Source organism: Pseudomonas sp. UBA2684 (assembly GCA_002354655.1).
GTDB lineage: Bacteria > Pseudomonadota > Gammaproteobacteria > Pseudomonadales > Pseudomonadaceae > Aquipseudomonas.
In genome coordinates this window covers 136,693-163,382 of sequence record DELY01000010.1, presented here as the reverse complement: position 1 = coordinate 163,382, position 26,690 = coordinate 136,693, and the positions used below count along the sequence as shown (strand labels likewise).

Below are 26,690 nucleotides of genomic sequence, written 5' to 3'. Positions count from 1 at the left end.
GCATCGCCAGAGCCTCAGGTTTGCGGGTTACCGCGGTACTGCAGCGCCTCGGCCAAATGGCTGCGGGCGATCTGTTCAGCCTGTTCGAGATCGGCCAGGGTGCGCGCCACCTTGAGTACCCGGTGTGCGGCGCGCAGGGATAAACCCAGGCGTTCGCAGGCGCTTTCCAGCCAGTGCTGGTCGGCGCTGTGCAAGGCGCAGTGTTGGCGCAAACCCGGCAGGTCGAGAAAGGCATTGGCCACGCCCTGGCGCTGCACCTGGCGTTGCCGGGCGCTGGCCACCCGTGCGGCGCTGGTCGCGGTATCGTCGCCCGCGCTGGCGGGCACATGCAGGGCCGTGGTTTCGCGGGCCACGGTGACGTGCAGATCGATGCGGTCGAGTAGCGGGCCGGAAAGCTTGCCGCGGTAGCGCTGGATCTGTTCCGCAGTGCAGCGGCAGCGCCCGCTGGGGTCGCCGAGAAAGCCGCAGGGGCAGGGGTTCATGGCCGCCACCAGTTGAAAGCGCGCGGGGAAACGCACCTTGTCGCGGGCTCGGGCAATTACAATCTGCCCGCTTTCCAGCGGCTCGCGTAAAACCTCGAGGACCTTGCGGTCGAATTCGGGAAGCTCATCCAGAAATAAAACGCCCTGGTGCGCCAGGGTGATTTCGCCGGGTTGCGGGCGACTCCCGCCACCGACCAGCGCCGGCCCGGAGGCACTGTGATGCGGATTTCGAAAAGGCCGGTGCGGCCAGGCATCCAGTGGCGTGTGGCTGGCCACCGAATGAATCGCCGCGACTTCCAGGGCTTCCTGCTCGTTGAGTGGCGGCAGCAAGCCGGGCAGGCGGCTGGCCAGCAAGGTTTTGCCGGTGCCGGGCGGCCCGCTGAACAGCAGGTTGTGTGAGCCCGCCGCGGCTACCAGCAGCGCACGTTTGGCGGCGACTTGTCCTTGCACCTCGGCGAGGTCCGGGTAGGGCAGGGTCTGGCGCAACAAACCGTGGGCCTGATAGGGCGCGATGGGGGTGTGGCCGTTGAAGTGCGCCGCCACTTCGAGCAAGTGCTCGACGGCGATCACCACCAGCCCCGAGGCCAGGCTGGCTTCCTCGGCGTTGGCGCGGGGCACCACTAAGGTGCGTCCGGCGGCGCGTGCGGCCAGCGCCGCAGGCAACACGCCCTGCACGGGGCGCACGGCGCCGGACAATGCCAGTTCGCCCAGGCATTCGACCTGCTCCAGGGCGCTGGCCGGCACCTGGCCACTGGCGGCGAGAATCCCCAGGGCAATGGCCAAATCGAAGCGCCCGCCGTCTTTGGGCAGGTCGGCCGGAGCCAGGTTCAGGGTGATCCGCCGTGGCGGAAAGTCGAAGGCGCAATTGAGGATCGCGCTGCGCACGCGATCCTTGCTCTCTTTCACGGCGGTTTCGGGCAGGCCGACCAGTGCCAGCGACGGCAAACCGTTGGCCAGGTGCGCCTCGACGGTGACGGCGGGCGCTTCGACGCCGACTTGGGCGCGGCTGTGGACTATGGCCAGGGACATCGATCACTCCTTGATCGTCTGCCGGCCGAGCGGGTTACTCGGTGGGCGGCGTGGGCGGCTGCGAACTGCGGGCTTCCATCTCGGCGACCTTGGCTTCCAGTGCCTCCAAACGGGCACGGGTGCGGGCAAGTACGGTCATCTGGCTGTCGAATTCTTCTCGGCTGACCAGGTCGAGCTTGCTGAAACCGCTTTGCAGCAGGGCTTTGAACTGCGTTTCAAATTCACTGCGCGGCAGCGGCGCATCGCCGTTGAACAGGCGCGAGGCGTGGGCGCTGAGCGCGTCGAGGAGGGCTTTGGGCGGCAACATGACGGGGTTCCAAGAACAGACGGGGCGCAGTGTAGCACGCGACTTTATCCGGCAGCCGTTGCGGCAGGGGTGCACGGTTTTCGCGCACGGGTGGTTGGGCTTGTGCACTGTTGTCGTGCGTCGCGTGCCCAGCAAACCCCCGGCTGGACTGGCGTATAGCCAGTAACTGCATGAAAAAGAGTGCTTTTCGGTGAGCTGGCAAGCTTTCTGCTTAGTCGCTTGTGACGCATGCACCGATGCAGTTCCGGTGCATCAGGCGAAGCGGGGGAGTGTTTCGTCAGGAGCGGTTGGTGGGTATCGGGGCGACCGAGTTAGGGCATCCGATGCATTACAAAAGCCAGACACTGCGCTTAGACTTGAATTGGGTTCGTAATTCCTGGGGCAAGTCCACCTTACACGGGAGAAAGTTACATGAAGCTAGTTACTGCCATCATCAAGCCGTTCAAGCTGGACGACGTCCGTGAGTCACTGTCGGAGATCGGCGTGCAGGGCATCACCGTCACCGAAGTCAAAGGCTTCGGTCGGCAGAAAGGCCACACCGAGTTGTACCGCGGCGCCGAATACGTGGTCGATTTTTTGCCTAAGGTGAAGATCGACGTAGCTATCGCGGACGATCAACTGGATCGCGTGATCGAGGCCATCACCAAGGCAGCCAACACCGGCAAGATCGGCGACGGCAAGATTTTCGTCGTCAACCTGGAACAGGCCATCCGCATCCGTACCGGCGAAACCGATACCGACGCGATCTAAGCCTCCGAACCCCACGCCCCAGGAGTTAAACCATGACTCTGCGAAAGATCGCAGGGCTAGGAGCCCTTTTGTCCCTCGTTTCGCCAGGCTTGGCCATGGCTGACGAGGTTGTGTTGAACAGCGGCGACACCGCCTGGATGCTCACCGCCACGGCGTTGGTGCTGTTTATGACCATTCCCGGTCTGGCGTTGTTCTACGGCGGCATGGTCCGTTCGAAGAACATCCTCTCGGTAATGATGCAGTGCTTCGCCATCACCTGCCTGATGAGCATCCTGTGGATGGTCTATGGCTACAGCCTGGCATTCGATACAACGGGCATGGAAGCCGGGGTGCTCAACTTCAGCTCCTTCGTCGGTGGTCTCGATCGCGCCTTTCTCAGTGGTTTGACGCCTGAAAGCCTGACCGCGGCCTTCCCGGAAAGCGTGTTCATCGTCTTCCAGATGACCTTCGCGATCATCACTCCCGCGTTGATCGTCGGCGCGTTTGCCGAGCGTATGAAGTTCTCCGCCATGCTGATCTTCATGGCCGTGTGGTTCACCCTGGTTTACGCGCCCATTGCGCACATGGTGTGGAGCGGCGACGGCGGCCTGATGTGGGACTGGGGCGTACTGGACTTTGCCGGTGGCACCGTGGTGCACATCAACGCCGGTGTTGCCGGTCTGGTGGCCTGCCTGGTGTTGGGCAAGCGCAAAGGCTTCCCGACCACCGCCATGGCGCCGCACAACCTGGGTCTGACCCTGGTGGGTGCCGCGATGCTCTGGGTCGGCTGGTTCGGCTTCAACGCCGGTTCCGCGGTTGCCGCCAACGGTACTGCGGGCATGGCCATGCTGGTGACCCAGGTCGCTACCGCTGCCGCAGCGCTGGGCTGGATGTTCGCCGAGTGGATCACCCACGGTAAGCCGAGTGCGCTGGGGATTGCCTCGGGCGTGGTTGCCGGTCTGGTGGCCATTACCCCGGCGGCCGGTACGGTCGGTCCGGTCGGTGCGCTGATCATCGGTCTGGCGGCAGGCGTGATCTGCTTCCTCTGCGCCACTAGCTTGAAGCGCAAGCTGGGCTATGACGACTCCCTGGACGCCTTCGGCGTGCACGGTATCGGCGGCATCGTCGGCGCCCTGCTGACCGGCGTGTTCGCCGCGCCGGCTCTGGGTGGCTTCGGCACCGTGGAAGACATCCCGCTGCAAGTCTGGATTCAATTCAAGGGCGTGCTGTTCACCGTGGTCTACACCGCCATCGTCACTTTCGCGATTCTCAAAGTGCTCGATCTGGTGATGGGCCTGCGTGTCACCGAAGAGGAAGAGACCGTCGGTCTCGATCTCGCCCAGCACAACGAGCGCGGCTACAACCTGTAAGCACACGGAGTGCGCCCGGAGCCAACCCGGGCGCCTTAACCGAACAGCGCTATAAAAGCGCGACGGCAAGAGGTGAATCATGGACAACACAGCATTGACTGCATTGCAGTATGGCTTCGATACCTTCTACTTTCTGATTTGCGGTGCCCTGGTGATGTGGATGGCGGCGGGTTTTGCCATGCTCGAATCCGGCTTGGTGCGCGCAAAGAACACCACGGAAATCCTCACCAAGAACATCGCGCTGTATGCGGTGGCCAGCATCATGTACCTGGTGATCGGTTACCACATCATGTACTCCAGCCCGGAAGGCGGCATCCTGCCAAGCCTGGGTTTCCTGATCGGTGACGAGAACAGCGTCGAGTCGGTACTTGCCGGCGGCGACGATGCCCCTTACTACTCGGCACGCTCCGACTTCTTCTTCCAGGTGGTGTTCGCCGCGACCTGTATGTCGATCGTTTCCGGTGCGGTGGCCGAGCGCATGAAGCTGTGGGCGTTTCTCGCCTTTGCCGTGGTCATGACCGGTTTCATCTACCCGGTTCAAGGCTTCTGGAAGTGGGGTTCGGGCTTCCTCAACGAGGCCGGTTTCCTTGATTTCGCCGGTTCCGGCGTGGTCCACATGGCCGGTGCTAGCGCTGCTCTGGCCGGTGTGTTGCTGCTCGGTGCGCGTAAAGGCAAGTACGGCGCCAACGGTCAGGTCAACGCCATTCCTGGCGCCAACCTGCCGATGGCGGCCCTGGGTACTTTCATCCTGTGGATGGGCTGGTTCGGCTTCAACGGTGGTTCGCAGTTGAAGATGAGCACCATCGAAGACGCCAACGCCGTCGCTCAGGTGTTCGTCAACACCAACATGTCGGCTGCCGGCGGCTTGATCGCGGCGCTGATCGTGGCGCGCATCCTGTTCGGTAAAGCCGACCTGACCATGGCGCTCAACGGTGCTTTGGCCGGTCTGGTGGCGATTACCGCCGAACCGCTGACGCCGAGTGCGCTGCAGGCCACCCTGATCGGTGGCGTGGGTGGCGTGCTGGTGGTGTTCTCGATTCTGGGTCTGGACAAGCTGAAACTCGACGACCCGGTCGGTGCCATTTCCGTACACGGTGTAGTCGGCATCTGGGGCCTGTTGGCGGTGTGCCTGACCAACGGCGATTCGAGCCTGGGTGCCCAGTTGCTGGGTATCGGCGCGATCTTCACGTGGGTCTTCGTCTGCAGCCTGATCGTCTGGTCCATCATCAAGTTGGTGATCGGCCTGCGGGTCACCGAGGAAGAAGAGTACGAAGGCGTGGACATCGCCGAGTGCGGCATGGAAGCCTATCCGGAATTCACTAAAAACTGATTCCCGGCGATTTAAAGCGAGGGCGCCTAAGGGCGCCCTTTGTTTTTTCTGACAGCGCGCTAGAATGCGCGCCGTGAGCACATTTACCGGAGCGGACTGTGTGCGTCCGGGCCGGCGCAGGGAATGGCTGGCGACGCTGCCAGGTAAGGTCATTTGAATTTTTTCCAGCGGCATACGAAAGCGTGCGCAGCTGGGCTATAACTAACCTGCTTTTCGCAAGTCATGAGGTTGAACATGAGCGACGAAGAACTGGAACAAGACGAGCTGGAAGGTTCCGACGAAGACGAGGGTGAGGAGCTGGCTGCCGCCGATGATGGTGACAGCGGCGACGACGGCGACGATGAAGTCGTGGTTACCGGCAAGAGCAAAGCCAAGGCCAAGGCGGCGGTCGATGTCGACGATTTGCCGAGCATTGAGGCCAAGCAGAAGGAGCGCGATGCTCTGGCTCGTGCCATGGAAGAGTTTCTCGCGCGCGGTGGCAAGGTGCAGGAGGTCGAGCCCAATGTGGTGTCCGACCCACCGAAGAAGCCGGACAGCAAATACGGCAGCCGCCCTATTTAAGCGCCCCTATGCAGACGAAAAACCCGCCCGTTGGCGGGTTTTTTTAGCGCCATCACAACCGTGTGTTGCATACGGTTGGGAGCGTGGCTGCCGACCGATGCTCTGGCGCATATCCGCTAGGTTGGCGTTGGGCGGAGCGAAGCCCAGCATCAGGTGCCTTGGGCGTCGTCGCAATGCTCTTGCACCATGCAATTGGCACAGCGCCGTTGCGTGCGCCAGGTGCTGTGGGTTGCCGTGGTTACGCCCAGCTCTTCAGCAGCGCCGGCAATTCGGCCAGGCTGCGGATCTCGGCCTGCGGCTGCGTGGTGGCCTCCCAGGGTTTACCCTGAGGGTTGAACCAGATCGCGCGCAACCCCGCCGCTTGCGCCCCGGCGATGTCGTCACTGGGGTGATCGCCGATATGCACGGCATGCTCGGCGGCGACGCCGGCGCGCTTGAGCGCCTCCTGAAACGGTTTGGGATCGGGTTTGCCGACCCCCAGTTCTTCCGCGCAGAGGGCGAACTGGAAATAGTCGGCCAGGCCCAGGCGGCGTACGTCGGCGTTGCCGTTGGTGATTACTCCGAGTTGATAGCGGTTGGCCAGGGCTTCCAGGGTCGGATGCACCTCGGCGAACAGCGCGACCTGGTGGCGCGCGGCAAGGAACACCTGAAAACCGCCCTCGGCCAGTGCCACGGCCTCGCCCCGCGCGTAGCCAGCGCCTTCCAGGGCATGGAAGAGGATGCGCCGGCGCAGTTCGCTAAGGCGGTGCTTGAGTGCCGGCTCGGCGTGCAGCAGGTGGGCGCGGATCTCCCACAGGTGTTCGACCGGTACCGCGCCCAGGCGTGGCGCGTGCATCGCTAGCCAGTTGCGCAGCGCCGCTTCGGCGTCCTGCATCACCGGCGTCACGTCCCACAAGGTGTCGTCGAGGTCGAAGGTGATCAGCTGAATACTCATTCGGTACTGCCTTTGCGTTTGGCCCGTGGGTGGGTGCTGTCATACACCGTGGCCAGGTGCTGGAAATCCAGGTGGGTGTAGACCTGGGTGGTGGCGATGTCGGCATGCCCGAGCAGCTCCTGCACCGCGCGCAGGTCTTGGGAGGACTCCAGCATATGACTGGCGAAGGAATGGCGCAGCATATGTGGGTGCAGGTGCTGGCCCAGTTCGCGCACGCCGGCCTGGCGCACGCGCAACTGTACCGCACGCGGACCGAGACGCCGTCCCTGTTGGCTGATAAACACCGCGCCATCGCTCGGCCTGGCCAGCGCGCGCAGCGGCAACCACTGTTCCAGGGCCTGACGGGCCATGCGCCCGACGGGCAACTCGCGGGTCTTGCTACCTTTACCGAGTACCCGCACCAGGCCGGCCGAGAGGTCGAGGCCATCGAGGTTCAGCCCGACCAGTTCGGAGAGGCGCAAGCCGGAGGAGTAGAACAGCTCCAGCATGGCCTGGTCGCGGCGGGCGATAAAGTCGTCCTCCACCGCGCCGTCGAGCAGTTGCGCGGTGCGGTCGGCATCCAGGGTTTTCGGCAGGCGCCGCTCGCCCTTGGGTGGGGTCAGGCCGCTGGCGGGGTCAGCCTGGCAGTGGCCTTCGCGGATCAGGTAGCGGTACAGGCCGCGGGTGGCCGAGAGCAGGCGCGCCAGGCTGCGGCTGGACTGCCCCTCCAGGTTCAGGCGGGCGACCAGCCGGCGCAAGCGCGCGGTATCCAGCGCCGACCACGTGCCGAGCTGTTCGCGCTCGCAGTAGGCCAGCAGCTTGCCGAGGTCGCTACTATAGCCGTCGAGCGTATGCAGGGAGACTTGACGCTCGCTACGCAGGTGTTCGAGGTAGGCGTCCAGGAGGTCTTGCATGGAAGCTCCCTGCGGGTGCACGTAGGATGGGCTCTGCGGCGCAGATTGCAGACACTAAGCAATATTGGCGCGGCGCGTAACCCATCGGCAAGCTATCGGGCAGCGATGGGTATCGCTTTGCTCAAGTGTGCAACGGTTCTAACGCACCGAGCGCAGCGGGGTGGCGAAGCGCGGCAGGACGCGGGCCAGCACTTCGGCGATATAGCCGAGAAACAGGGTGCCCAGAGAGCTTTTGTAGTGCTGCGGATCGGCGCTGCCAATCGCCAGTACGCCATGCAGACCTTGGTATGAGAGGGCCACCACGGCGGCCGAGCCAACTTGCGCGCCTTCGCTTTCGCCGAACAGGAAGGTCAGCTCGTGGCTGCGCAGCACGCCACAGATGGTCTTGCCCCCAGCCAGCAGGCCGCCGACAGCCTGGTGGGCTTCCGCGCTGCTGACCGAGCGGCCGACCGGCAGCGGGGTTTCGCTGAACAGGATCAGGCTGACGAAGGGCACCTGGAACTCGCGGCGCAGGCTGTCTTCAACGCAGCTGACCACTTCTTCCAGGCTGCTGGCATCGAGCAGGTCGAGCACCAGGCGGCGGGTCTTGTCGAACAGGCGGTCGTTGTCGCGCGCCACATCCATCAGCTGCGAGAGGCGATGGCGCATCTCGATATTGCGCTCGCGCAACAGCTTCACCTGGCGTTCGACCAGCGATACGGTGTCGCCGCGCTGGTGCGGGATGCGCAGTTCGGGAATCAGCTCGTCGTGGTCGATGAAGAATTCCGGGTGCAGCCGCAGGTAAGCCGCAACCGTGGCCGAGTCGAGTGTCTTGGGCGAATCCTGCTGGTCAGTCATAGGCGAACCTGTCCTTCGTACACGCGTACCGCGGGCCCGGTCATCATAACGGGCTGGCCTGGGCCTGCCCATTCGATGGATAACTTGCCGCCCGGCAGCTCGAGCTGCACCGGCGAATCCATCCAGCCCTGGCTGATCGCCGCCACGGCCGCCGCGCAGGCGCCGGTGCCGCAGGCCTGGGTTTCGCCCGCGCCGCGTTCCCAGACGCGCAATTTGCCGCGCTGGCGGTCGACGATTTGCAGGAAGCCAACGTTGACCCGTTGTGGGAAGCGCGGGTGGTGTTCGAGCAGCGGGCCGAGGGTGCGCACGGGGGCGTTGTCGACGCTGTCGACGCGCAACACGGCATGCGGGTTGCCCATCGACACGGCGGCCAACTCGACCGTTTGCCCGTCGACTGCAACGCTGTAGCTGAGCGCCTGCTGGTCGGCTTGGAACGGGATATCCGCGGGCACCAGGCGCGGCGCGCCCATGTTCACGCTGATCTGCCCATCGGCGCGCACGTCCAGCTCGATGATGCCGCCCTTGGTTTCCACACGGATCTGCTTTTTCACCGTCAGGCGCTTGTCCAGCACGAAGCGGGCGAAGCAGCGCGCACCGTTGCCGCACTGCTCCACTTCCGAGCCATCGGCGTTGAAGATGCGGTAGCGAAAGTCGACGTCCGGGTTGCTCGGCGGTTCGACCAGCAACAGCTGATCGAAGCCGACACCGGTGTGGCGGTCGCCCCACTGCTTGGCGTTTTTCGGCTGGATGTGCGCGTGCTGGCTGACCAGGTCAAGGACCATGAAGTCGTTGCCGAGGCCGTGCATTTTGGTAAAGCGCAATAGCATCGGCGTTACTCCGGCAGGCGGCTTTCGCCCGCAAAGAGTTCGCTGAGCGTCTCGCGGCGACGCACTTCGAAGGCCTGCTCGCCATCCACCATCACCTCGGCGGCGCGGCCACGGGTGTTGTAGTTGGAACTCATGACAAAGCCGTAGGCGCCGGCCGAGCGCACGGCCAGCAAGTCGCCTTCGGCCAGGGCCAGGTCGCGGTCCTTGGCGAGGAAGTCGCCGGTCTCGCAGATCGGCCCGACGATGTCGTACGGGCGGCTGGCGCCGTCGCGCGGCTGCACCGCCACCACGTCCATCCAGGCTTGGTACAGCGCCGGGCGGATCAGGTCGTTCATCGCCGCATCGACAATGGCGAAGTCCTTGTGTTCGGTGTGCTTGAGGTATTCCACCTGAGTCAGCAGCACGCCGGCGTTGGCGACGATCGAGCGGCCCGGCTCGAATACCAGGGCCAGGTCGCGGCCGGCCAGGCGTTCGCGCACCGCTTGGATGTAATCGCCGGCCAAAGGGGGGTGCTCGTCGCGGTACTGCACGCCGAGGCCGCCGCCGAGGTCCAGGTGCTTGAGACGGATGCCGCGCTCGGCCAGGCGATCGATCAGCCCCAGCAGCCGCTCCAGCGCGTCGAGGAACGGCGGCAAGGTGGTCAGCTGCGAGCCGATATGGCAATCGACACCGACCACCTCCAGGTTGCTCAGCGCGGCCGCCCGGCTGTAGACCGTTTCGGCATCGGCGATGGCGATACCGAACTTGTTTTCCTTCAGCCCGGTGGAAATGTACGGGTGAGTACCGGCGTCGACGTCCGGGTTGACCCGCAGCGATACCGGCGCCTTGACGCCCAGTTCGGCGGCGACCAGTTGCAGGCGCTCCAGCTCATCGGTGGATTCGACGTTGAAGCAGTGCACGCCGATTTGCAGGGCGCGGCGCATGTCGTCGCGGCTCTTGCCGACGCCGGAAAAGACGATCTTGCCCGGCTCGCCGCCGGCTGCCAGCACGCGTTCCAGCTCGCCACGGGAAACGATGTCGAAGCCGGCACCGAGGCGCGCCAGGACATTCAACACGCCGATATTGGAGTTGGCTTTAACGGCGAAGCAGACCAGATGCGGCATGCCTTGCAGGGCATCGGCATAGGCGCGGTACTGCGCCTCGATGTGTGCACGCGAGTAGACGTAGGTCGGTGTACCGAAGCGTTGGGCGATGGCGGACAAGGCCACGCCTTCCGCGAACAGCGCGCCGTCGCGGTAGTTGAAGGCGTTCATAACCCGTCCTTATTCGGCTTGCGCGGGTGCGGAGGGGCTGTCTTCAGGCAGGTACAGCGGGCCTTTCTGGCCGCAACCCGCGAGCAGGGCGGTGACGGCGACGAGCGCGACAAGGGCAGTAAACAGCCGCTTCATGGCGAAATCCTTGTAATAAAGCATGATTGCGCCGGAGTATACCGACCGCCCGGCGCCTTGCCTATGCGCCAGGATTCCCGTCCGGCGGGGCTTTGCCCGTGCCTCGATGGGGTCAGCGAAAAGGAGTCTGGATGGATAACCCTGCACCACTCGCCAGTTCGGTTTCCGTTGCCTACCTGCAAGGGTTGCTGGATTACCTCGGGCGCCACGGCGTCGAACCGGCCGGTTTGCTTGCACGGGTCCAGCTGAGCGCGGACATCCTCGCGCAGCGTGACCAGCGCATCGCCGCCAGTACCTACCTGGAGTTGCTCGCTCAGGGTGTCAAACTGAGCGGCGACGACGCCCTTGGTCTGCATCTGGGCGAAGCGGTGCGTCCCGGTTATTACGGCGTGCTCGGCTACCTGATCATGAGTTGCGCGACCCTCGCCGACGCCCTGCATCGCCAGGCCCGCTATGCCGCGTTGGTCGGCAACCTCGGTCGCGTCGACCTGGCCGACGAGCCACCGCGCGCCGGCCTGGAACCGCAGGTGGCGCACAGCTGGCAGCCGTGGTTGCCGCAGCAGCAACGCCAGCTCAGCGAGGAAACCCTGGCCGGCTGGGTGACCTTTGGCCACTGGATCAGTGGCCTGGATATTCCGCCGACCGAGGTGCGCTTTCAGCACCCGGCACCGCCCGATACCCGTGAGCATCAGCGGATATTCCGCTGTCCGGTGCTGTTCGGCCAGGCCGATAACGCGCTGGTGTTCCCCAAGCGCCTGCTGGCCGCGCCGCTCGGCCAGGCCGATGTGCAGGTGCGGCTGATGCTCGACGCCTACGCCGATCGGCTGCTCAACGAAATCAAGCAAGGCCACAGCGTGCTCGATCGCGCGCGCCTGGAACTGGCGCGTCAGTTGCCGGAATCCGGTGCCGACCTGAGGCTGATCGCCGCGGCGTTGGCGCTCAGTCCGCGCACCTTGCAGCGGCGTTTGCGTGAAGCCGGGTTATCCTTTAACCACCTGGTGGACGAGACACGCCAGCAACTGGTGCTGCATTATCTGCGCGACCCGGCGCTGGAACTGGCGGAAATCGCCTTTCTCGTCGGCTTCAGCGAGCCTGGTTCGCTGGCCCGCGCGTTTCGTCGCTGGACTGGGCAAAGCCCCGGTGAATACCGCCGCCATCTGCTCGGCTAAATGCCTCTGGCGTTGGCCGAAGGTGGCGGTAAACCCGTGTCGGGCTGCTGATGTGCCCCGTTGTATACGGCCTTTTGGGGCTGGTGCTGGCGTTCACGGCAGCCGCACAACGCCTGATTCGACACTTTTTGATGCAGCTGAATTTTTTGAGGTTACCCGCAATGAGTTTGACCGAAGCCCGCTTTCACGATCTGGTCGATGCCACCCAGCAGGCGGTGGAAGACATTTTCGATGACAGCGACCTGGATCTCGATCTGGAAAATTCTGCTGGCGTGCTGACCGTGCGTTTCGAAAATGGCACCCAGTTGATTTTCAGCCGTCAGGAACCGCTGCGCCAACTCTGGCTGGCGGCGCGTTCCGGCGGCTTCCACTTCGATTACGATCAAGCCAGCGACCGCTGGATCTGCGACAGCAGCGACGAACAACTGGGCGAGATGCTTGCGCGCATCACCCTGGAACAGTCGGGCGCCGACCTTGAATTCGAAGAGCTCTGAGCGTGCCAATAGGCCTGGCGAGGTGGCCGATACGGTCGCCTCGCCGTGCCGCCGCGAGTGCTGCCTGGACGACCGGGATATGTGCCTGGGCTGCGGTCGGGTGCTGGCGGAAATCCTCGAATGGGGCACGGCCGACAGCCCGCGGCGGCGGATAATTTGTCACGACGCCCAGGCGCGCTTGCGGCAACCGCGGGGCTGACCAAGTGGTCTTGTTTATTTGAACGGCTGTGATACGGTCGGCCCAAGCTTCGCAAAACCCCGCTACCTAGAGCGGGGTTTTGCTTTTTTCGCGTCCAGCAAAGGAGACTCGCGTTCACCATGACCAGTACCCCGTCGATCACCATTACCCGCCTCGACTTGCAGCGTTTAGAGCGTTTGCTCGACAGCCTGGAAGACCTTGGCCCGGGCGCTATCGCCCTGCAAGCCGAGCTGGACCGTGCCGAAGTGGTCGGCCACGACGAGGTGCCGGCTGGCGTGGTGACCATGAATTCGCGGGTGCATTGCCGTGAGGAAAGCAGCGGCAAGGATTACCACCTGACCCTGGTATACCCGCAGGACGCCGGCGGCGACGGCAAGGTCTCGATCCTTGCGCCGGTCGGCAGCGCCTTGCTGGGCTTGAGCGTCGGCCAGCATATCGACTGGGCCGCGCCCGGCGGCAAGGTGCTGAAGTTGACCCTGCTGGCGGTGGAATATCAGCCGGAGGCGGCGGGCGAATACAGCCGTTGAGTAACGCCCGGCGCCGATCGGCAGCCAGCGCTCGGCGCGATGGTCTAGAGTAGGCTGCATCGTCGATCCGGCACGGAGGCCTGTATGCCCAGTCTACCGCTGTACTTCCCCGAAGCGTTTGTCTTGCCGCAAGCGCTGTTGTGCGCGCAATTGGTCAGTACGGCTTATGACCAGTACACCCAATGGCAAACCCAGGACCGCCCCCGGCGGCCGCAGGACTTCACCTGGCAGCCGCCCGCGCTGGCCGGCTGGCAGTTCTCGGCGCCGATCTGGAGCATTCTCAGCGAGCTGCATTTTCTTAACGAATCGGAGCCATTTGGTTTCGCTGCCCGCGATCCGCAGGGCGCGGTGTACCTGGTGTTTCGCGGCACCGACACGGTGCAGGACTGGCTTGACGACCTGGATGCCGAGCAGCGTAGCTATCCGTGGCAGGCCGGCGTGGGTCAGGTGCATGACGGCTTTCTCAAGCTCTATACCTCGCTGCGCGATCTGGCCTTGCAAGCGGTGGACAGCTTGCAGCCGAACGCTGCGTTGTGGGTCTGCGGGCACAGCCTGGGCTGCACCCTGTCGAGTCTGGCGGTGCTGGATGTACGCGAGCGCTGGCCGGACCTGCCGTTGCAGCACTACAACTTCGCCAGCCCGCGTCTCGCCGCTGCGGATTTCGCCGCCTACTACAACGCGTTGCAGGTGCCGACGTTTCGCCTGGTCAATGACAGCGATCTGGTCCCGCAGGTGCCGCCTGGGGTGACCGGCCGCTGGATCTATCAGCACCTCGGTCTGGCAATCACCTTTACCGCCAGCTACGCCGGCGTAGCGGCCGATCACAGCCTGGCGGACTGCTACCTCTACGCCCTGCTGAACCCGCAGTCGCCGATGCGTAGCTAGTACCTCAGGGCTCAGGCTTTTTGCAGGGCGATATTCAGCGCTTGTTCCAGCTTGGTCTTGTAGCGCAGGTAATGCACGGTCTGCGCGTGGCCTTCGCCGAGGACGGCGGAGAGGTCGAGGTCGGTGATGTAGCAGGGGTAGCGTTCGCCGCCCGAGCGTTGCGCGAGGATGTGCTGGGCGACGGCGGCGAACAGGTCGCCGGCGTATTCCAGTTCGGAAAATTCGCGATGGTTGCAGTACAGCGTCACGTGTACGCGCTTGCCGTCGGTGGGTTCGACAATCGCTTGGACGTCATAGAACGGATGGCTGATCGGCGATTGTGGCGGCGGACGGCGCTCCAGGCGTTGCGCACGTAGCGGCGCTGGCGGCAGCACCTGATAGAACAGCACCTCCAGCGCGGCCTGGGACGTCGGGGTGTCCAGCGGCAGCAGGGCGTTGCGCCGGTACAGCACGGATTGCAAGAAGCGTTGCAGCGGCGTCAGCAGGCTCTGCTCATCGCGAAACGGCATGCGCTGGCGCCACAGGGCGTTGTGTTCATCGAGCACGGTCAACTCGGCCTCGCCGCTGGCCTCGTGCTGGCGGTAGAACACCTGGATACAGTCGGGGCGGCCGAACGGCAGGATCAAGGCCAGGTCGTCGCCTCCCAGGGCATTGCGGTCGAGGTGCAGCGCGCTGTAATCCGGCTGTTCCTCGCCGAGGTGTTCAAGCAGCGCCGACAGGTCGTGCAGGGGCGTATGGCTGACCCGGCCCGGGGTCAGTTCCAGCACGTGGTATTGCTGTTTGATTTGCAGCAGGTAGCGGTTGCGTCGTGCGCTGCCAAAGTTGCTCAAGGTGTCGCGGAACAGCTCTTCGACCCGCTCGGCGATGGCCGTGGCGCGGTTGCGGCAGAAGCAGCGTACGCGCAGGTTTGGCGGGTTGCCGTTGGCCGGCAGGCTGTTGAGGAAGTCGCGCAGGCAATCGAGCAGCGCGTGCGGGCCGTCATAGCGGCTGATGGATAATTCGTTCCAGCTGTTCAGGCTGACCTGATCGATGGTCAGCACCAGGTTTTCGCGCACGCCGGAATAGCCCAGCGCATCGATGCGCTCGGTGGTCATGTGCACGTTCATCTGGCTGTGCTGCTTGAGCGGGTCGATGCCGACGTTGACCAAGAGCAGCACTGTGCCCGGCGTGCTGGCTTGCAGCAGCGCGGTTTCAGTCACAGCTGCCAGGGGCAGGGGCACCGCTTGCTGCAGGCTGGAGAGCAGATTGGACAGCTCGTATTCGCCCAGGTCGCTGCTGCCGGGGTGCAGCGACAGCCGTGTGCTGCTGTCGATCACGCCGTTGCGGTGGCACCAGGCGAGCAGCTCGATCAGCTCGCGGGCACGTTTGAGCGGCGCGAAGTCGGGCCATTCCTGCGCCCCCAGGCTGCCATTGAACAGCGCCCACTGGGTTTCGTTGGGCGCTTCCGGGCTCGGGCATTGCACCAGGGTCAGGGTGTCTTCGGCGAGATCCGGGGCGATGCCCGGATTGATGAATTCGATCTTGCCGGCCTTGCGCTCGAACGCGGCATACAGACGCCGGCCGAGTACGCCGAGGTCGCGGCTGTTGAGCGAGCTGCCGGCTTGTTCGCTGCGGGCGAACTGCGACAGGAAGCGGTAGCTGTAGGTCAGTTCGTTGACCAGTGCACGGCGCTCGGCACTGACCTGGCGCACCTTCCATTGGCTGCGGCTGTCGAGCATCGCCAGTTGCCGGCTATCCCAGTGCCAGTCGGCGGTCAGGCGCTCCAACAGCAGACGCTGCCAACTCTTACGGCGGTCGCGCGGTGGGCGGCTGAGCTTTTTGTTGACCTTCAGGTACAGGCAGCGACGGATCAGCTCCAGGCGCTCGGTTTCGCCGCGCGCCGTGAGGTATTCCTCCAGGCGCCGGTACACCACTATGTAGGGGTCGAGTTCGTCGAGGTCGAGGCGATTGGCGAATACCGCCTGCTTGAAGCGCAGCGACAGGCACTCGACTGTGGGGTGCTCGCTGGCGTAGACCTCGGTGAGCAGCAACTTGAGCACCGATTTGTAGGGCGACTCGATGCCTTTGTACAGCTGCCACATGCCGGCGCCGATGAATTCGCCCGGCGGAATGTGCGCCAGATGGCCGAGGTCGAGCACCTCCTCGGCGCGGATAAAGCGCTTGCTCAGCAGGGTGGTGGTGTAGGCGTGGTAGCGCTGCTCCTCGTACACCGGCACCAGCCACCACAGCGGCGTGCGCCCGGCCAGCCAGATCGCGGTGCGGTAGAACTCGTCGAGCAGCAGGTAATGCTGGGTGGTGCCGCAGTCGTCGGAGGTCAGCTGCGCCTCGCGGTCGCCGACGGTAAAGCGCGCCGGGTCGATCAGAAAGAAATGCGCTTCGGCGCCTTGGGTCGCCGCCCAGCTTTCCAGTTGGTCGCACTTCTTGCGCAGCTCGCCGATTTCCTGCGCGCTGAGGTCGGGTGCGTGGCACACCCAGAGGTCCATGTCGCTCTGTTCGGCCTGCGCCACCGTGCCCAGGCTGCCCATCAAAAACAGCCCGTGAATCGGCAGCGACGGGTTGCCGCGCCGCGCCTTGTAAGCAAAGGAGCGGGTCAGGCGCTGGGCCTCGGCGAGCAGTTCGTCGTCCGGCTCGAAGCCGCTCAGCCCGGCGGGTGTTAGCCCGGAGATGTAGCCGGGCAGTAGCGGATGGTTGACGTGGAACAACAGCGGCAACAGCCTGAGGACCAACTGCTGACGTGTCGACAGCGCCTGCATGGCCCGCTCCAGACGCCCGCTGTTGACCTTGAGAAAGCGCGCGCGCAGCTGCGCCAGCACCTTGCGGTCGATACCGTCGTCGATATCCGGGCGGATTTCCTGGGTGCGGCTCATGCGCAGGCTCTGCGGGGGTAATGCGGCAAGACTATCAGCCAGGCGTGACGGCGGGCAGGGGGCGATGGGGAAAACGGCGCACGTGACGGGTTCGACCGGGTCGCGCGTGCGTCTGCGGCCGTTTCGCCGGCCGCCTTGGCGGTCGGCGTAGGACGGCCGGTTAGGCGGTTTCGGTCACGCTGAGGATGGTTAGCAGGGTTTGCGCATGTTCCGCCGCATCCAGGCCCAGGCTGGTCAGGTAGCCGCCGTCGGTTTGGGTGGTCAGGCCTTTGGCATGCAGGCGTTGGGCTGCGGCAATCGCTTGTGGGGCGGCCACATGATGAACCTTGAGGCCTTCCTGGGTGTTGCCCAGGTTGAACAGCGCGAGAAGTTCCAGTTCAGCAATCAGCTCAGGGGTAAAGGACATAGGTGCTCCGGGCTCTTGTTGTCATGGGCCGGGCACTGCATGCGCCCGGAGGATGGCACCCCGCGGGGATCAATCGGCAGCGGGTCTTTGCAGTGTAGCGAGCCGCGGCGCAGCGCGCTGACTTCAGCGACTATCGTCGCAGTATCACGGTGTTTCTTCCGGCAGCTCGGGCAGGGCGCGCAGGGCTTGCTCGTAAGCGGCGCTGTCGAATGGGCGGTCTTCGCTGAGCATGCACTTGATTTCGTGGGCCAGCACCAGCGCCATCAGTTGCAGGATTTCTTCGCGCTCGTAGCCAACCAGCATCAGTTTGTTCTGCGTGGCCAGGGCGGCAGGCGGCTCGCCCGCTTCGATCTGGTTCTCGATGGCCTGGATCAGGGCGTCTTCGGCAAAGGCTTCGTCTTCGGGGTTGTCGTGTTCAGTCATGGAGGGCTTATCCGCGGAGTGAAGGCGCAGTGTGCCAGCGCGCTGCCAGCCGCGCCATTCACTGGTCTGATGCGACTGGCTGGGTCGGCCTGCGGGGGTCTATAACTCTGAGTACCCCTTCGCCGGCCTGGAGCCTGCCACCATGTTCAAACTGTACGGATTCGCAGTCAGCAATTACTTCAATATGGTCAAGTTGGCCCTGCTGGAGAAAGGCTTGGCATTTGAGGTGATCACGCTGCACGGTAACCAGAGTGATGAGTTTCTCAGCATCAGCCCGCGTGGCAAGGTGCCGGTGCTCGGTGTCGAGCAGGGGTTCATCAATGAGACCAGCGCGATCCTCGATTACCTGGAGGAGTGCGCTGGCGGTACGCCGCTGTTGCCGGCCGAACCGTTTGCCCGCGCCCAGGTGCGGGCGCTGATGAAGGAAATCGAGCTGTACATCGAATTGCCGGCGCGTTTGGGTTACCCCCAGGCATTTTTCGGCATGGAGATTCCCGACGCCCTGAAAACCCGCTGCAAAGCCGAGCTGCTCGCCGGCATCGCCACGCTCAAGCGCCACGGCCGCTTCACTCCTTACGTCGCGGGCGACAGTTTCAGCCTGGCCGATATCTACTTTCTCTACAGCGTCGACCTGGCCTGCGTGGTGGCGAAAAAGCTGTTCAACCTGGATTTGCTGGGCGATTTCTCCGTGGCCCGCGATCTGCTGGTGCTGCTCAATAAAAACCCCCACGTACAGCAGATCGCCGCCGACAAGGAAGCCGATATGCCGGGCTTCCTGGCGCTGGTTCAGGCTCAGGCGAAAGGGTGAGCAGGCGCGGCGCAGGGCGCGCCGCGCAGTACGACTCAGCGGTCTGCTAGCAGCGCCCGGCCGCGTTGCACGGCGGCGCGGACCTGATTCGGTGCGGTGCCGCCGATATGGTCGCGGGCATTCACCGAGCCTTCCAGAGTCAACACGGCAAAGACGTCCTGCTCGATCTCGCCGCTGAACTGGCGCAGTTCGTCGAGGCTCATTTCGGCCAGGTCCTTGCCGCTGTCCACGCCGTATTTCACCGCGTGGCCGACGATTTCGTGGCAGTCGCGGAACGGCAGGCCGCGGCGGACCAGGTAGTCGGCCAGGTCGGTGGCGGTGGAGAAACCGCGCAGCGCCGCTTCACGCATGATCGCGTGCTTGGGCTTGATCGCCGGGATCATGTCGGCAAAGGCGCGCAGCGAATCGCGCAGGGTGTCGGCGGCGTCGAACAGCGGTTCTTTGTCTTCCTGGTTGTCCTTGTTGTAGGCCAACGGCTGGCCCTTCATCAGGGTCAGCAGGCCCATCAGCGCGCCGAATACCCGGCCGGTCTTGCCGCGTACCAGCTCCGGCACGTCGGGGTTTTTCTTTTGCGGCATGATTGAGCTGCCGGTGCAGAAGCGGTCCGGCAGGTCGATGAACTGGAATTGCGCGGAGGTCCACAGCACCAGCTCTTCGGAGCAGCGCGACAGGTGCATCATCGCCAAGGACGCCGCGGCGCAGAATTCGATGGCGAAGTCGCGATCGGAAACACCATCCAGTGAATTGCCGCCAACGGCGTCGAAACCCAGCAACTGTGCAGTGATTTCGCGTTGAATCGGGTAGGTGGTGCCGGCTAGCGCGGCCGAGCCGAGCGGCATGCGGTTGGTGCGCTTGCGGCAGTCGACCAGGCGCTCGTAATCGCGGCTGAGCATCTCGAACCAGGCCAGCAGGTGATGACCGAAGGTTACCGGCTGCGCGGTTTGCAGGTGGGTGAAGCCGGGCATGATAGTCGCCGCTTCACGCTCGGCCTGCTCCAGCAGGCCCTGTTGCAGACGGGTGATCTCGGCGAGGATCAAGTCGATCTCGTCGCGCAGCCACAGGCGGATATCGGTAGCCACCTGGTCGTTACGGCTGCGGCCGGTGTGCAGCTTCTTGCCGGTCACGCCGATGCGGTCGGTCAGGCGCGCTTCGATGTTCATGTGCACGTCTTCCAGGTCGACGCGCCAGTCGAATTGGCCGGCTTCGATCTCGCTCTGAATCTGCGTCAGGCCGGCGACGATGCTGTCGCGCTCGGCGTCTGTCAGCACGCCGACCTTGGCCAGCATGGTGGCGTGGGCGATGGAGCCCATGATGTCGTGGCGATACAGGCGCTTGTCGAATTCGACCGAGGCGGTAAAACGGGCCACAAAGGCATCGACGGGTTCGCTGAAGCGGCCGCCCCAGGATTGGTTGGTCTTTTCAGTGCTCATGGGTTTCGCTCGGCTGGTGCGCTAAAACAGGCGGGCCGCAGGTGGCGGCCAGCGTGGCGGAAAAAGTCTGCCGATAATAACAGGGTGGCGGGCAAAATCGCCGCGTCGGTTTGTCGGCCGCTGCCACTGCCGACGGTCTGGGCAGTGTTGCGCCGATCACAGATTTGCCGGTTGCACGGCATTTGAGCGGTTTATTTTGCCCGGCCAGAGCTGGCCCGCTTGCCGGTTTGGCGGGCCGCGCGGAAACTGCGCCGATGCATACTCAATGGTTCAACACTAAAAATACCGCGGTCCTGGTCGACGACTTCTTCGTCCCCGAGCTGTGCCAGCCAGAAGCGTTGCTGAGCATGGTGCTGCTCGCCGAGTTGCTGGTGCTGGTGCTGGTGCTGTCCGAGCCGATGTTGCCGGGGTTCGACTGGGTGCGCTTGGCCCTGACGTCGCTGTTCGTGCAGTGGATCGTGCTGCTGTCGGCGGCGCTGCTCTGCCGCTTGCGGCCGTTGATGGCGCGTATGCGGGCGGCGCTGGCCGGCTGCCTGTGCTGTGCGATGGTGGTCGGTCTGGCGCTGGCCTGCACCGCGGTGGCCGATTATTACGACCTCGGCGGGCCGCTGCCGCGCGAGGGTGAGGTCAATCTGTACCTGCGCCACGCGTTGATCAGCCTGATCATGTCGGCGCTGCTGCTACGCTATTTCTATCTGCAGAGCCAATGGCGGCGGCAGGAGCAGGCGGAGCTGCGTGCACGTATCGAGTCGCTGCAAGCGCGGATTCGCCCGCACTTCCTGTTCAACAGCCTGAACAGCATTGCCAGCCTGGTGGTGCTCGACCCATACAAGGCCGAGCAGGCGGTACTGGATTTGTCCGATCTGTTTCGCGCCAGCCTGGCCAAGCCCGGCAGCCTGGTGGCCTGGAGCGAGGAGCTGGAGCTGGCAAAACGATATTTATCGATCGAGCACTATCGCCTCGGCGAACGACTACAGTTGCAGTGGGAGGTCGCCGATGTGCCGCATGATCTGCCGATCCCTCAATTGACGTTGCAACCTTTGCTGGAGAATGCCTTGATCTATGGCATCCAACCGCGCATCGAGGGTGGCCTGGTGCGGGTCGACGCGAGTTATACCGATGGGGTGTTCAACCTGTGCGTCAGCAATCCTTATGAGGAACCCGGCGAGCAGCAGCCTTCGCGCGGCACGCACCAAGCGCTGGGCAATATAGATGCACGCCTTGCGGCACTTTTCGGGCCGCAGGCCAGTCTCAGCGTGGAGCGCCGTGACGGCCGCCATTTCACCTGTCTACGCTATCCTTGTGCGAGACTCACGCAGGAAGCCAGAGCACTATGAATGTCCTGATCGTCGATGACGAACCACTTGCCCGCGAGCGCCTGATCCGCATGGTCGGCGAGCTTGAGGGCTATCGCGTGTTGGAGCCGGCCGCGAGCAATGGCGAAGAGGCGTTGACCTTGATCGACAGCCTGAAACCGGATGTCGTGTTGCTGGATATCCGCATGCCCGGCCTGGATGGTTTGCAGGTCGCCGCCAAGCTCTGCGAGCGTGAAGCGCCGCCCGCGGTAATTTTCTGCACCGCCCATGACGAGTTTGCCCTGGAGGCTTTTCAAGTCAGTGCGGTCGGCTATTTGGTCAAGCCGGTGCGCCCGGAAAATCTCAGCGAGGCGCTGAAAAAAGCCGAGCGGCCGAACCGTGTGCAACTGGCGGCGCTGACCCGTCCTGCGGCGGAAAGCGGCGGCGGTCCACGCAGCCACATCAGTGCGCGGACGCGCAAAGGCATCGAGCTGATTCCGCTCGATCACGTTATTTATTTCATCGCCGACCATAAGTACGTGACGCTGCGTCACGAAGGCGGCGAGGTGCTGCTGGACGAACCGCTGAAGGCGTTGGAAGACGAGTTCGGCGACCGCTTCGTGCGTATCCACCGCAATGCCCTGGTGGCTCGCGAGCGCATTGAGCGCTTGCAGCGCACGCCGCTCGGGCACTTCCAGCTGTTCCTCAAGGGCATGAATGGCGAGGCGCTGATCGTCAGCCGGCGGCACGTGGCCGGGGTGCGCAAGTTGATGCATAACCTATAGGGTCTGTTGCCGTTTCATCGCGAGGCGCGTTGCTGCGAGAAATGGCCCCCCGGTTAGGCGCAGGACGCAGGTAATGGCTATTCCCTTACCAAGTCCTGCAACAACAGCGGGGGGCCATTTCCCGCGCAACCCACGGGGCCGGGCCTGTTTTTGCGCGATGCGGCGTTTCTCGACGCTCATTTGGAACAACCAAACTTCGCGTCTGTGTGACCCACATGGATGTGGGAAATGCCGCAAGCCCGCCGGGAGCGGGCGCGGCCCTTGCCTCGCGCAAAAACAGGCTCCGGCGCGACCGCGAATGAAACGGCAACAGACCCTAACAGGCCGCTAACTCAGGCGCAGGCAGCTCGGCACTCGTCCGGGCTGCCTGCGTGGCTATCCGCTCAGGGCATGTGAGCCTGTTATTATCCCCGGCAGTTCGTTTTCTGGAATTGCCCCATGTCTCGCGAAATTCGCATTGCCACCCGTAAGAGCGCCCTGGCCCTGTGGCAGGCCGAGCACGTCAAAGCCCGTCTGGAGCAAGCGCATCCCGGTTTGCAGGTCAGCCTGGTGCCGATGGTCAGCCGTGGCGACAAACTGCTCGATGCGCCGCTGGCGAAAATCGGCGGCAAGGGTTTGTTCGTCAAGGAGCTGGAAACCGCGCTGCTGGAAAGCGACGCCGACATCGCCGTGCATTCGATGAAGGATGTGCCGATGGACTTCCCGTCCGGCCTCGGCCTGTACTGCATCTGCGAGCGTGAAGACCCGCGCGATGCCTTTGTCTCCAACACCTTCGCCAGCCTCGACGCGCTGCCTGCCGGCAGCGTGGTCGGCACCTCCAGCCTGCGCCGCCAGGCACAGCTGCTGGCGCGTCGCCCGGACCTGAAAATCCAGTTCCTGCGCGGCAACGTCAATACCCGTCTGGCCAAGTTGGATGCCGGCGAATACGACGCCATCATCCTTGCCGCCGCTGGCTTGATCCGCCTCGGTTTCGCCGCCCGTATCCGCGCCTCGATCAGCGTCGATGACAGCCTGCCGGCGGGCGGGCAAGGCGCGGTCGGCATCGAGTGCCGCACCGCCGATGCGGAAATTCATGCGCTGCTGGCGCCATTGCACCATGCCGATACGGCGCTGCGAGTGACCGCAGAGCGTGCCCTGAACAAGCACCTGAACGGGGGTTGCCAGGTGCCGATTGCCTGTTATGCGGTGCTCGAAGGCGAACAGCTATGGCTGCGCGGGTTGGTCGGTCAGCCGGATGGTGGGCTGCTGCTGCGTGCGCAGAGTCGCGGCCCGGCCAGCAGCGCTGAACAGCTTGGCGTGCATGTCGCCGAAGCCCTGCTGGCGCAAGGCGCCGCCGACATCCTGCAAGCGGTGTACGGCGAGGCGGCTGACGAGTGAATCAGTGGCGTTTGCTGCTGACGCGCCCGGCCGAAGAATGCCCGGCGTTGGCCGCGGCGTTGGCCGAACGCGGCATCTACAGCAGCAGTTTGCCGCTGCTGGCGATCGAGCCGCTGGCAGAAACCCCGGCGCAGCGAGCGACCATCTGCGAGCTGGATCGCTACTGCGCGGTAATTGTGGTCAGCAAACCGGCCGCACGCTTGGGCCTTGAATTACTCGCTCGGCACTGGCCGCAGCCGCTGGCGGAGCAACCCTGGTTCAGCGTCGGCGCGGCGACTGCCGAAATTCTCGGTGGCTACGGCCTGAGCGTTTGCTTCCCCAGTCAGGCGGACGACAGCGAAGCCTTGCTGGCGCTGCCGCAATTGCAGCAGGCGCTGGCGGCGGCAGTGGCCCCGCGGGTGCTGATGCTGCGCGGCGAGGGTGGCCGAGAGTTACTCGCCGAGCGTTTGCGCGGCCAAGGCGTGCAGGTCGACGATCTGGCACTCTATCGCCGTAGGTTGCCGGAATACCCGCCGGCGCTGCTGCCCCAGCGGGTGCGTGCGGAACGCTTGAATGGCCTGGTGGTCAGCAGTGGGCAAGGTTTTAGTCATTTGCTGCAACTGGCCGCTGGAGAGTGGCCACGGTTGGCTCGACTACCCTTGTTCGTACCCAGCCCGCGTGTCGCCGAGCAGGCGCGCGCTGCGGGCGCCGAGCTTGTTGTGGACTGCCGTGGCGCGAATGCCGCGGCGTTGTTGGCGGCGTTGCACACGCAGGCTGCCCCCGACCTCTGATGCAAAGGATGGATACGTGAGCGAAGCGACTTCTCCGAAAGAGCAATCCGTGCAGGATGCACCGGCTTCTGGCGCCGCGGCTACGCCAGTCGCCGCCTCGGCTAAAGCGGCATCGCGCGGCAATGGCCTGGCCATGTTGGCGCTGCTGCTGGGCGCGGCCGGCGTCGCGGTTGGTGGTTGGGGCGTGTGGCAGGTGCGTGGCCTGGAGGCCCGCGATCAGCAACAGCTCGGCCTGCTGGAGGCGGCCCGCAGCGAAACCGCGACCCTGGCGCAAGGCGCGCAGGGCCTGAGCGAGCGTCTGGCGCAACTGCCAACGGCCGAGGAGCTGGAAACCCGGAGGCGCCTGGTCGCACAGCTGCAAGGCGACCAGCAACTGCTCAATCAGCGCCTGGAAACCGTGCTCGGTGCCAGCCGCCAGGATTGGCGTTTGGCCGAGGCCGAGCACCTGTTGCGTCTGGCCAGTCTGCGTCTCTCGGCGTTACAGGACATCAACAGTGCCGAGGCCTTGGTGCAGGGCGCCGACGAAATCCTTCGTGATCAGGATGACCCCGCCGCATTCGCGGCCCGCGAGCAGTTGGCCAAGAGCCTGGAAGCGCTGCGCACCACCGAGAACCCCGACCGTACTGGGTTGTTCCTGCAACTGGGTGCCCTACGGGCGCAGGTAGCGCAGTTGAACACCTTGCCCCCGGCGTTCGTCAGCCAAGGCGGGGTGCTCGGCGATTATGCGGCGCAAGGCGATGGCAGCAGTTGGTGGAGCGAATGGCTGGCGACTCTGTCGCAGTATTTCCGCATCGATTTCAACGCCGACCAGAATGTGCGTCCGCTGCTTGCTGGGCAGAGCCTGACGCAAGTCCGCCTGGCCCTCAGTCTGGCCTTGGAGCAAGCGCAATGGGCGGCGCTGCATGGTCAGACCCAGGTCTACCGGCAGGCGCTGCAACAGGCGCGCGAGGTGCTGGATGCGCATTTCAACCTGGATAACCCGGATAGCCGCGCCTTGCGCGCGCGCATCGATGAGCTGGTCGAGCAGCCGATCGAGGTGGCCGCGCCGGACCTGAGTCAATCGCTGAGTGCCGTGCAGGCCTATATCCAGCGCAAGCAACGCACGCGCGAACAGGCTGAGCCTGAGGCACCCGTGGCAACGCCGCCGGTGGAGGACGCCCGCCCATGAAGCGCGTCTATCTGCTGCTTGCCGTATTGGTGGTTGCCGCAGGCCTGGCGTTGCTTGGCCTGGTCATCGCCGAACACAAGGGATACGTCCTGTTCGCCTACCCAGGCTTTCGCTATGAATCCAGCCTGTGGGCCTTCCTCGCCCTGGTCGCGGTGGTATGGCTACTGGCGTACCTGCTGCGGCTGGCGCTGCGCTTGATGATCACCTCCGGTGGCCTGGTCAATCCGTGGTCGCGCCTGCATCGTCGTCGGCGCGTACGCCTGGCTGCCGAGCTGGGCTTTCTCGATCTGGCCGAGGGCCGCTGGGCGCGTGCGTTGCGCCACCTGCGCCGAGCCGCCGAAGACGAGCCGCAACCGCTGATGTATTACCTGGGCGCCGCCCGCGCCGCCCATCACCTGGGGCAGCATCAAGACAGCGATGGCTTGCTGGAGCAGGCGCTCAATCGTCAGCCGCAGGCCGAGTTGGCCGTTGCCCTGACCCATGCCGAGTTGCAACTGGCGCGCGGCCAGGCTGACGCGGCGCTGGACACTCTGCAGGCCATGCGCGAACGCCATCCGGGCCATCACTTGGTACTGCGCCAGTTGCAGCAGTTGTACCTGCAACGCGGCGATTGGTCGGCGTTGCTTGGCCTGTTGCCGGAGTTACGCAAGGAAAAAGCCCTAGGTGATGCCGAACTGGCCGAGTTGGAGCGGCAGGCCTGGCGTGGGCGCCTGATGGCCATCGGGCAGGACGAAGGCGCTAGCGAAACGGCGCTGAGCAGCCTGGCCCACGCCTGGCAGCAGCTCTCCTCGGCGCAGCGCCACGAGCCGCAATTGCTCGGGGTGTATGCCGAGCAGTTACGCCGGCTGGGCGCCGAAGGCGAGGCCGAAGCGTTGCTGCATGCGGCCTTGAAGCGCAGCTATGACAGCCATCTGGTGCGCCTCTACGGCTTGCTCCGGGGCCGCGATCCGGCGCGCCAACTGGAGGCGGCCGAGGGCTGGTTGAAACAGCATCCCGAGGACGCCGGCCTGCTGCTGACGCTGGGGCGCCTGTGCTTGCAGAATCAGCTGTGGGGCAAGGCCAAGGCGTATTTCGAAAGCAGCCTGGCTTTCCAGCGCCACCCGGAAACCTGCGCCGAGCTGGCACGCCTGCTGGCGCAATTGGGCGAGGTGGAACAGAGCAATCGCCTGTTCCAGGAAGGCCTGGGTTTGCTCGACCAGCGTTTGTGCGGCGTGCCGGTTGCGGTCGCGCACTAATCGCCAGGCGCCGGTGCTGCCTGCGGCGGATTGCCCCAGGCAGCCCGTGTGGCGCGACGCATGGCGTATTTCGGCGGATGGCTAGCCGCTCTACCCAGGCCATTTGCCTTGAAAGGCCACGGCGCTTTCCACTACCGTAAGCGCCTTCGCCACCTCCCTCGGAGC

28 protein-coding genes are annotated in these 26,690 nt (G+C 64.5%); 16 read left to right on the top strand and 12 right to left on the bottom strand.

Going from position 1 to position 26,690, the window contains the following annotated elements:
• Window positions 1-14: 14 nt before the first annotated feature.
• Both B3M58_RS05720 and B3M58_RS05715 read right to left on the bottom strand, forming a co-directional pair.
• Window positions 15-1,511, bottom strand: coding sequence for a YifB family Mg chelatase-like AAA ATPase (locus B3M58_RS05720; protein WP_296217600.1), 1,497 nt, complete (start codon window positions 1,509-1,511; stop codon window positions 15-17).
• A 34-nt stretch (window positions 1,512-1,545) separates the two neighbouring features.
• Window positions 1,546-1,818, bottom strand: coding sequence for an accessory factor UbiK family protein (locus tag B3M58_RS05715; protein ID WP_296217599.1), 273 nt, complete (start codon window positions 1,816-1,818; stop codon window positions 1,546-1,548).
• Between the two features lie 411 nt (window positions 1,819-2,229).
• Between B3M58_RS05715 and glnK the strand changes: the two genes are divergently transcribed.
• The 4 genes from glnK to sutA all read left to right on the top strand — a co-directional run bounded on the left by glnK (window position 2,230) and on the right by sutA (window position 5,808).
• On the top strand, window positions 2,230-2,568 hold the full coding sequence (glnK, locus tag B3M58_RS05710; RefSeq protein WP_003096476.1) for a P-II family nitrogen regulator: 339 nt from the start codon (window positions 2,230-2,232) through the stop codon (window positions 2,566-2,568).
• Between the two features lie 32 nt (window positions 2,569-2,600).
• Complete coding sequence (locus B3M58_RS05705; RefSeq protein WP_296217598.1) at window positions 2,601-3,917, top strand: ammonium transporter; 1,317 nt, start codon at window positions 2,601-2,603, stop codon at window positions 3,915-3,917.
• Between the two features lie 79 nt (window positions 3,918-3,996).
• On the top strand, window positions 3,997-5,247 hold the full coding sequence (locus B3M58_RS05700) for an ammonium transporter (RefSeq protein ID WP_296217597.1): 1,251 nt from the start codon (window positions 3,997-3,999) through the stop codon (window positions 5,245-5,247).
• Window positions 5,248-5,481: 234 nt separating this feature from the next.
• On the top strand, window positions 5,482-5,808 hold the full coding sequence (gene sutA, locus B3M58_RS05695; protein WP_296217596.1) for a transcriptional regulator SutA: 327 nt from the start codon (window positions 5,482-5,484) through the stop codon (window positions 5,806-5,808).
• Window positions 5,809-6,046: 238 nt separating this feature from the next.
• Here the strand turns inward: sutA and B3M58_RS05690 are convergent, their stop codons facing one another.
• From B3M58_RS05690 to lptM, 6 genes are all read right to left on the bottom strand, one after another.
• Window positions 6,047-6,742: an HAD family hydrolase gene (locus B3M58_RS05690; RefSeq protein ID WP_296217595.1), complete on the bottom strand. Its 696-nt coding sequence runs from the start codon at window positions 6,740-6,742 to the stop codon at window positions 6,047-6,049.
• A complete protein-coding gene (gene xerC, locus B3M58_RS05685) occupies window positions 6,739-7,635 on the bottom strand; it encodes a tyrosine recombinase XerC (RefSeq protein WP_296217594.1) in 897 nt (298 codons plus the stop codon). Before xerC ends, B3M58_RS05690 begins: the two co-directional genes overlap by 4 nt.
• 138 nt (window positions 7,636-7,773) lie before the next feature.
• Window positions 7,774-8,472: a DUF484 family protein gene (locus B3M58_RS05680; RefSeq protein ID WP_296217593.1), complete on the bottom strand. Its 699-nt coding sequence runs from the start codon at window positions 8,470-8,472 to the stop codon at window positions 7,774-7,776.
• Window positions 8,469-9,299 carry a diaminopimelate epimerase gene (gene dapF / locus B3M58_RS05675; RefSeq protein WP_296217592.1) on the bottom strand — a complete coding sequence of 277 codons (831 nt, stop codon included), beginning with the start codon at window positions 9,297-9,299 and terminating at the stop codon, window positions 8,469-8,471. The genes B3M58_RS05680 and dapF overlap by 4 nt, the downstream gene beginning before the upstream one ends.
• Before the next feature lie 5 nt (window positions 9,300-9,304).
• Window positions 9,305-10,552 carry a diaminopimelate decarboxylase gene (lysA, locus tag B3M58_RS05670; protein WP_296217591.1) on the bottom strand — a complete coding sequence of 416 codons (1,248 nt, stop codon included), beginning with the start codon at window positions 10,550-10,552 and terminating at the stop codon, window positions 9,305-9,307.
• A 9-nt stretch (window positions 10,553-10,561) separates the two neighbouring features.
• The gene (gene lptM, locus B3M58_RS05665) at window positions 10,562-10,687 is read right to left on the bottom strand and encodes an LPS translocon maturation chaperone LptM (RefSeq protein ID WP_296217617.1); all 126 of its coding nucleotides are present in this window, start codon (window positions 10,685-10,687) and stop codon (window positions 10,562-10,564) included.
• A gap of 131 nt (window positions 10,688-10,818) precedes the next feature.
• Between lptM and B3M58_RS05660 the strand changes: the two genes are divergently transcribed.
• The 5 genes from B3M58_RS05660 to B3M58_RS05640 all read left to right on the top strand — a co-directional run bounded on the left by B3M58_RS05660 (window position 10,819) and on the right by B3M58_RS05640 (window position 13,961).
• Window positions 10,819-11,856, top strand: a complete 1,038-nt coding sequence (locus B3M58_RS05660) for an AraC family transcriptional regulator (RefSeq protein WP_296217590.1) — start codon at window positions 10,819-10,821, stop codon at window positions 11,854-11,856.
• 161 nt (window positions 11,857-12,017) lie between these two features.
• Entirely contained in the window at window positions 12,018-12,350 is a 333-nt protein-coding gene (gene cyaY / locus B3M58_RS05655) for an iron donor protein CyaY (RefSeq protein ID WP_296217589.1), read from the top strand.
• A gap of 22 nt (window positions 12,351-12,372) precedes the next feature.
• Complete coding sequence (locus B3M58_RS05650) at window positions 12,373-12,549, top strand: DUF1289 domain-containing protein (protein ID WP_296217616.1); 177 nt, start codon at window positions 12,373-12,375, stop codon at window positions 12,547-12,549.
• 119 nt (window positions 12,550-12,668) lie between these two features.
• On the top strand, window positions 12,669-13,076 hold the full coding sequence (rnk, locus tag B3M58_RS05645; RefSeq protein ID WP_296217588.1) for a nucleoside diphosphate kinase regulator: 408 nt from the start codon (window positions 12,669-12,671) through the stop codon (window positions 13,074-13,076).
• Window positions 13,077-13,160: 84 nt separating this feature from the next.
• A complete protein-coding gene (locus B3M58_RS05640; RefSeq protein WP_296217587.1) occupies window positions 13,161-13,961 on the top strand; it encodes a lipase family protein in 801 nt (266 codons plus the stop codon).
• Window positions 13,962-13,972: 11 nt separating this feature from the next.
• On the opposite strand, the gene B3M58_RS05635 is transcribed toward B3M58_RS05640, so the two are convergent.
• The 3 genes from B3M58_RS05635 to B3M58_RS05625 form a co-directional block, all read right to left on the bottom strand.
• Window positions 13,973-16,828, bottom strand: coding sequence for a class I adenylate cyclase (locus B3M58_RS05635; RefSeq protein ID WP_296217586.1), 2,856 nt, complete (start codon window positions 16,826-16,828; stop codon window positions 13,973-13,975).
• A gap of 160 nt (window positions 16,829-16,988) precedes the next feature.
• On the bottom strand, window positions 16,989-17,234 hold the full coding sequence (locus B3M58_RS05630) for a TIGR02647 family protein (RefSeq protein ID WP_296217585.1): 246 nt from the start codon (window positions 17,232-17,234) through the stop codon (window positions 16,989-16,991).
• 144 nt (window positions 17,235-17,378) lie between these two features.
• Window positions 17,379-17,657 (bottom strand): hypothetical protein, encoded by a 279-nt coding sequence (locus tag B3M58_RS05625; protein ID WP_296217584.1) that lies wholly within the window; start codon window positions 17,655-17,657, stop codon window positions 17,379-17,381.
• A gap of 142 nt (window positions 17,658-17,799) precedes the next feature.
• Between B3M58_RS05625 and B3M58_RS05620 the strand changes: the two genes are divergently transcribed.
• Window positions 17,800-18,465, top strand: a complete 666-nt coding sequence (locus B3M58_RS05620) for a glutathione S-transferase family protein (RefSeq protein ID WP_296217583.1) — start codon at window positions 17,800-17,802, stop codon at window positions 18,463-18,465.
• Window positions 18,466-18,500: 35 nt separating this feature from the next.
• Here B3M58_RS05620 and argH read toward each other — a convergent pair whose 3' ends face one another.
• Window positions 18,501-19,895: an argininosuccinate lyase gene (gene argH, locus B3M58_RS05615; RefSeq protein ID WP_296217582.1), complete on the bottom strand. Its 1,395-nt coding sequence runs from the start codon at window positions 19,893-19,895 to the stop codon at window positions 18,501-18,503.
• 254 nt (window positions 19,896-20,149) lie between these two features.
• On the opposite strand from argH, the gene B3M58_RS05610 reads away from it, so the two are divergent.
• The 6 genes from B3M58_RS05610 to B3M58_RS05585 all read left to right on the top strand — a co-directional run bounded on the left by B3M58_RS05610 (window position 20,150) and on the right by B3M58_RS05585 (window position 26,525).
• Entirely contained in the window at window positions 20,150-21,232 is a 1,083-nt protein-coding gene (locus B3M58_RS05610) for a sensor histidine kinase (RefSeq protein WP_296217581.1), read from the top strand.
• Window positions 21,229-21,975, top strand: a complete 747-nt coding sequence (locus B3M58_RS05605) for a LytR/AlgR family response regulator transcription factor (protein ID WP_296217580.1) — start codon at window positions 21,229-21,231, stop codon at window positions 21,973-21,975. The genes B3M58_RS05610 and B3M58_RS05605 overlap by 4 nt, the downstream gene beginning before the upstream one ends.
• A gap of 438 nt (window positions 21,976-22,413) precedes the next feature.
• Window positions 22,414-23,352, top strand: a complete 939-nt coding sequence (gene hemC / locus B3M58_RS05600) for a hydroxymethylbilane synthase (RefSeq protein ID WP_296217579.1) — start codon at window positions 22,414-22,416, stop codon at window positions 23,350-23,352.
• Window positions 23,349-24,122 (top strand): uroporphyrinogen-III synthase, encoded by a 774-nt coding sequence (locus tag B3M58_RS05595; protein WP_296217578.1) that lies wholly within the window; start codon window positions 23,349-23,351, stop codon window positions 24,120-24,122. Before hemC ends, B3M58_RS05595 begins: the two co-directional genes overlap by 4 nt.
• A 16-nt stretch (window positions 24,123-24,138) precedes the next feature.
• Window positions 24,139-25,290, top strand: coding sequence for a uroporphyrinogen-III C-methyltransferase (locus tag B3M58_RS05590; RefSeq protein ID WP_296217577.1), 1,152 nt, complete (start codon window positions 24,139-24,141; stop codon window positions 25,288-25,290).
• Complete coding sequence (locus B3M58_RS05585; protein ID WP_296217576.1) at window positions 25,287-26,525, top strand: heme biosynthesis HemY N-terminal domain-containing protein; 1,239 nt, start codon at window positions 25,287-25,289, stop codon at window positions 26,523-26,525. Before B3M58_RS05590 ends, B3M58_RS05585 begins: the two co-directional genes overlap by 4 nt.
• Window positions 26,526-26,690: the final 165 nt, after the last annotated feature.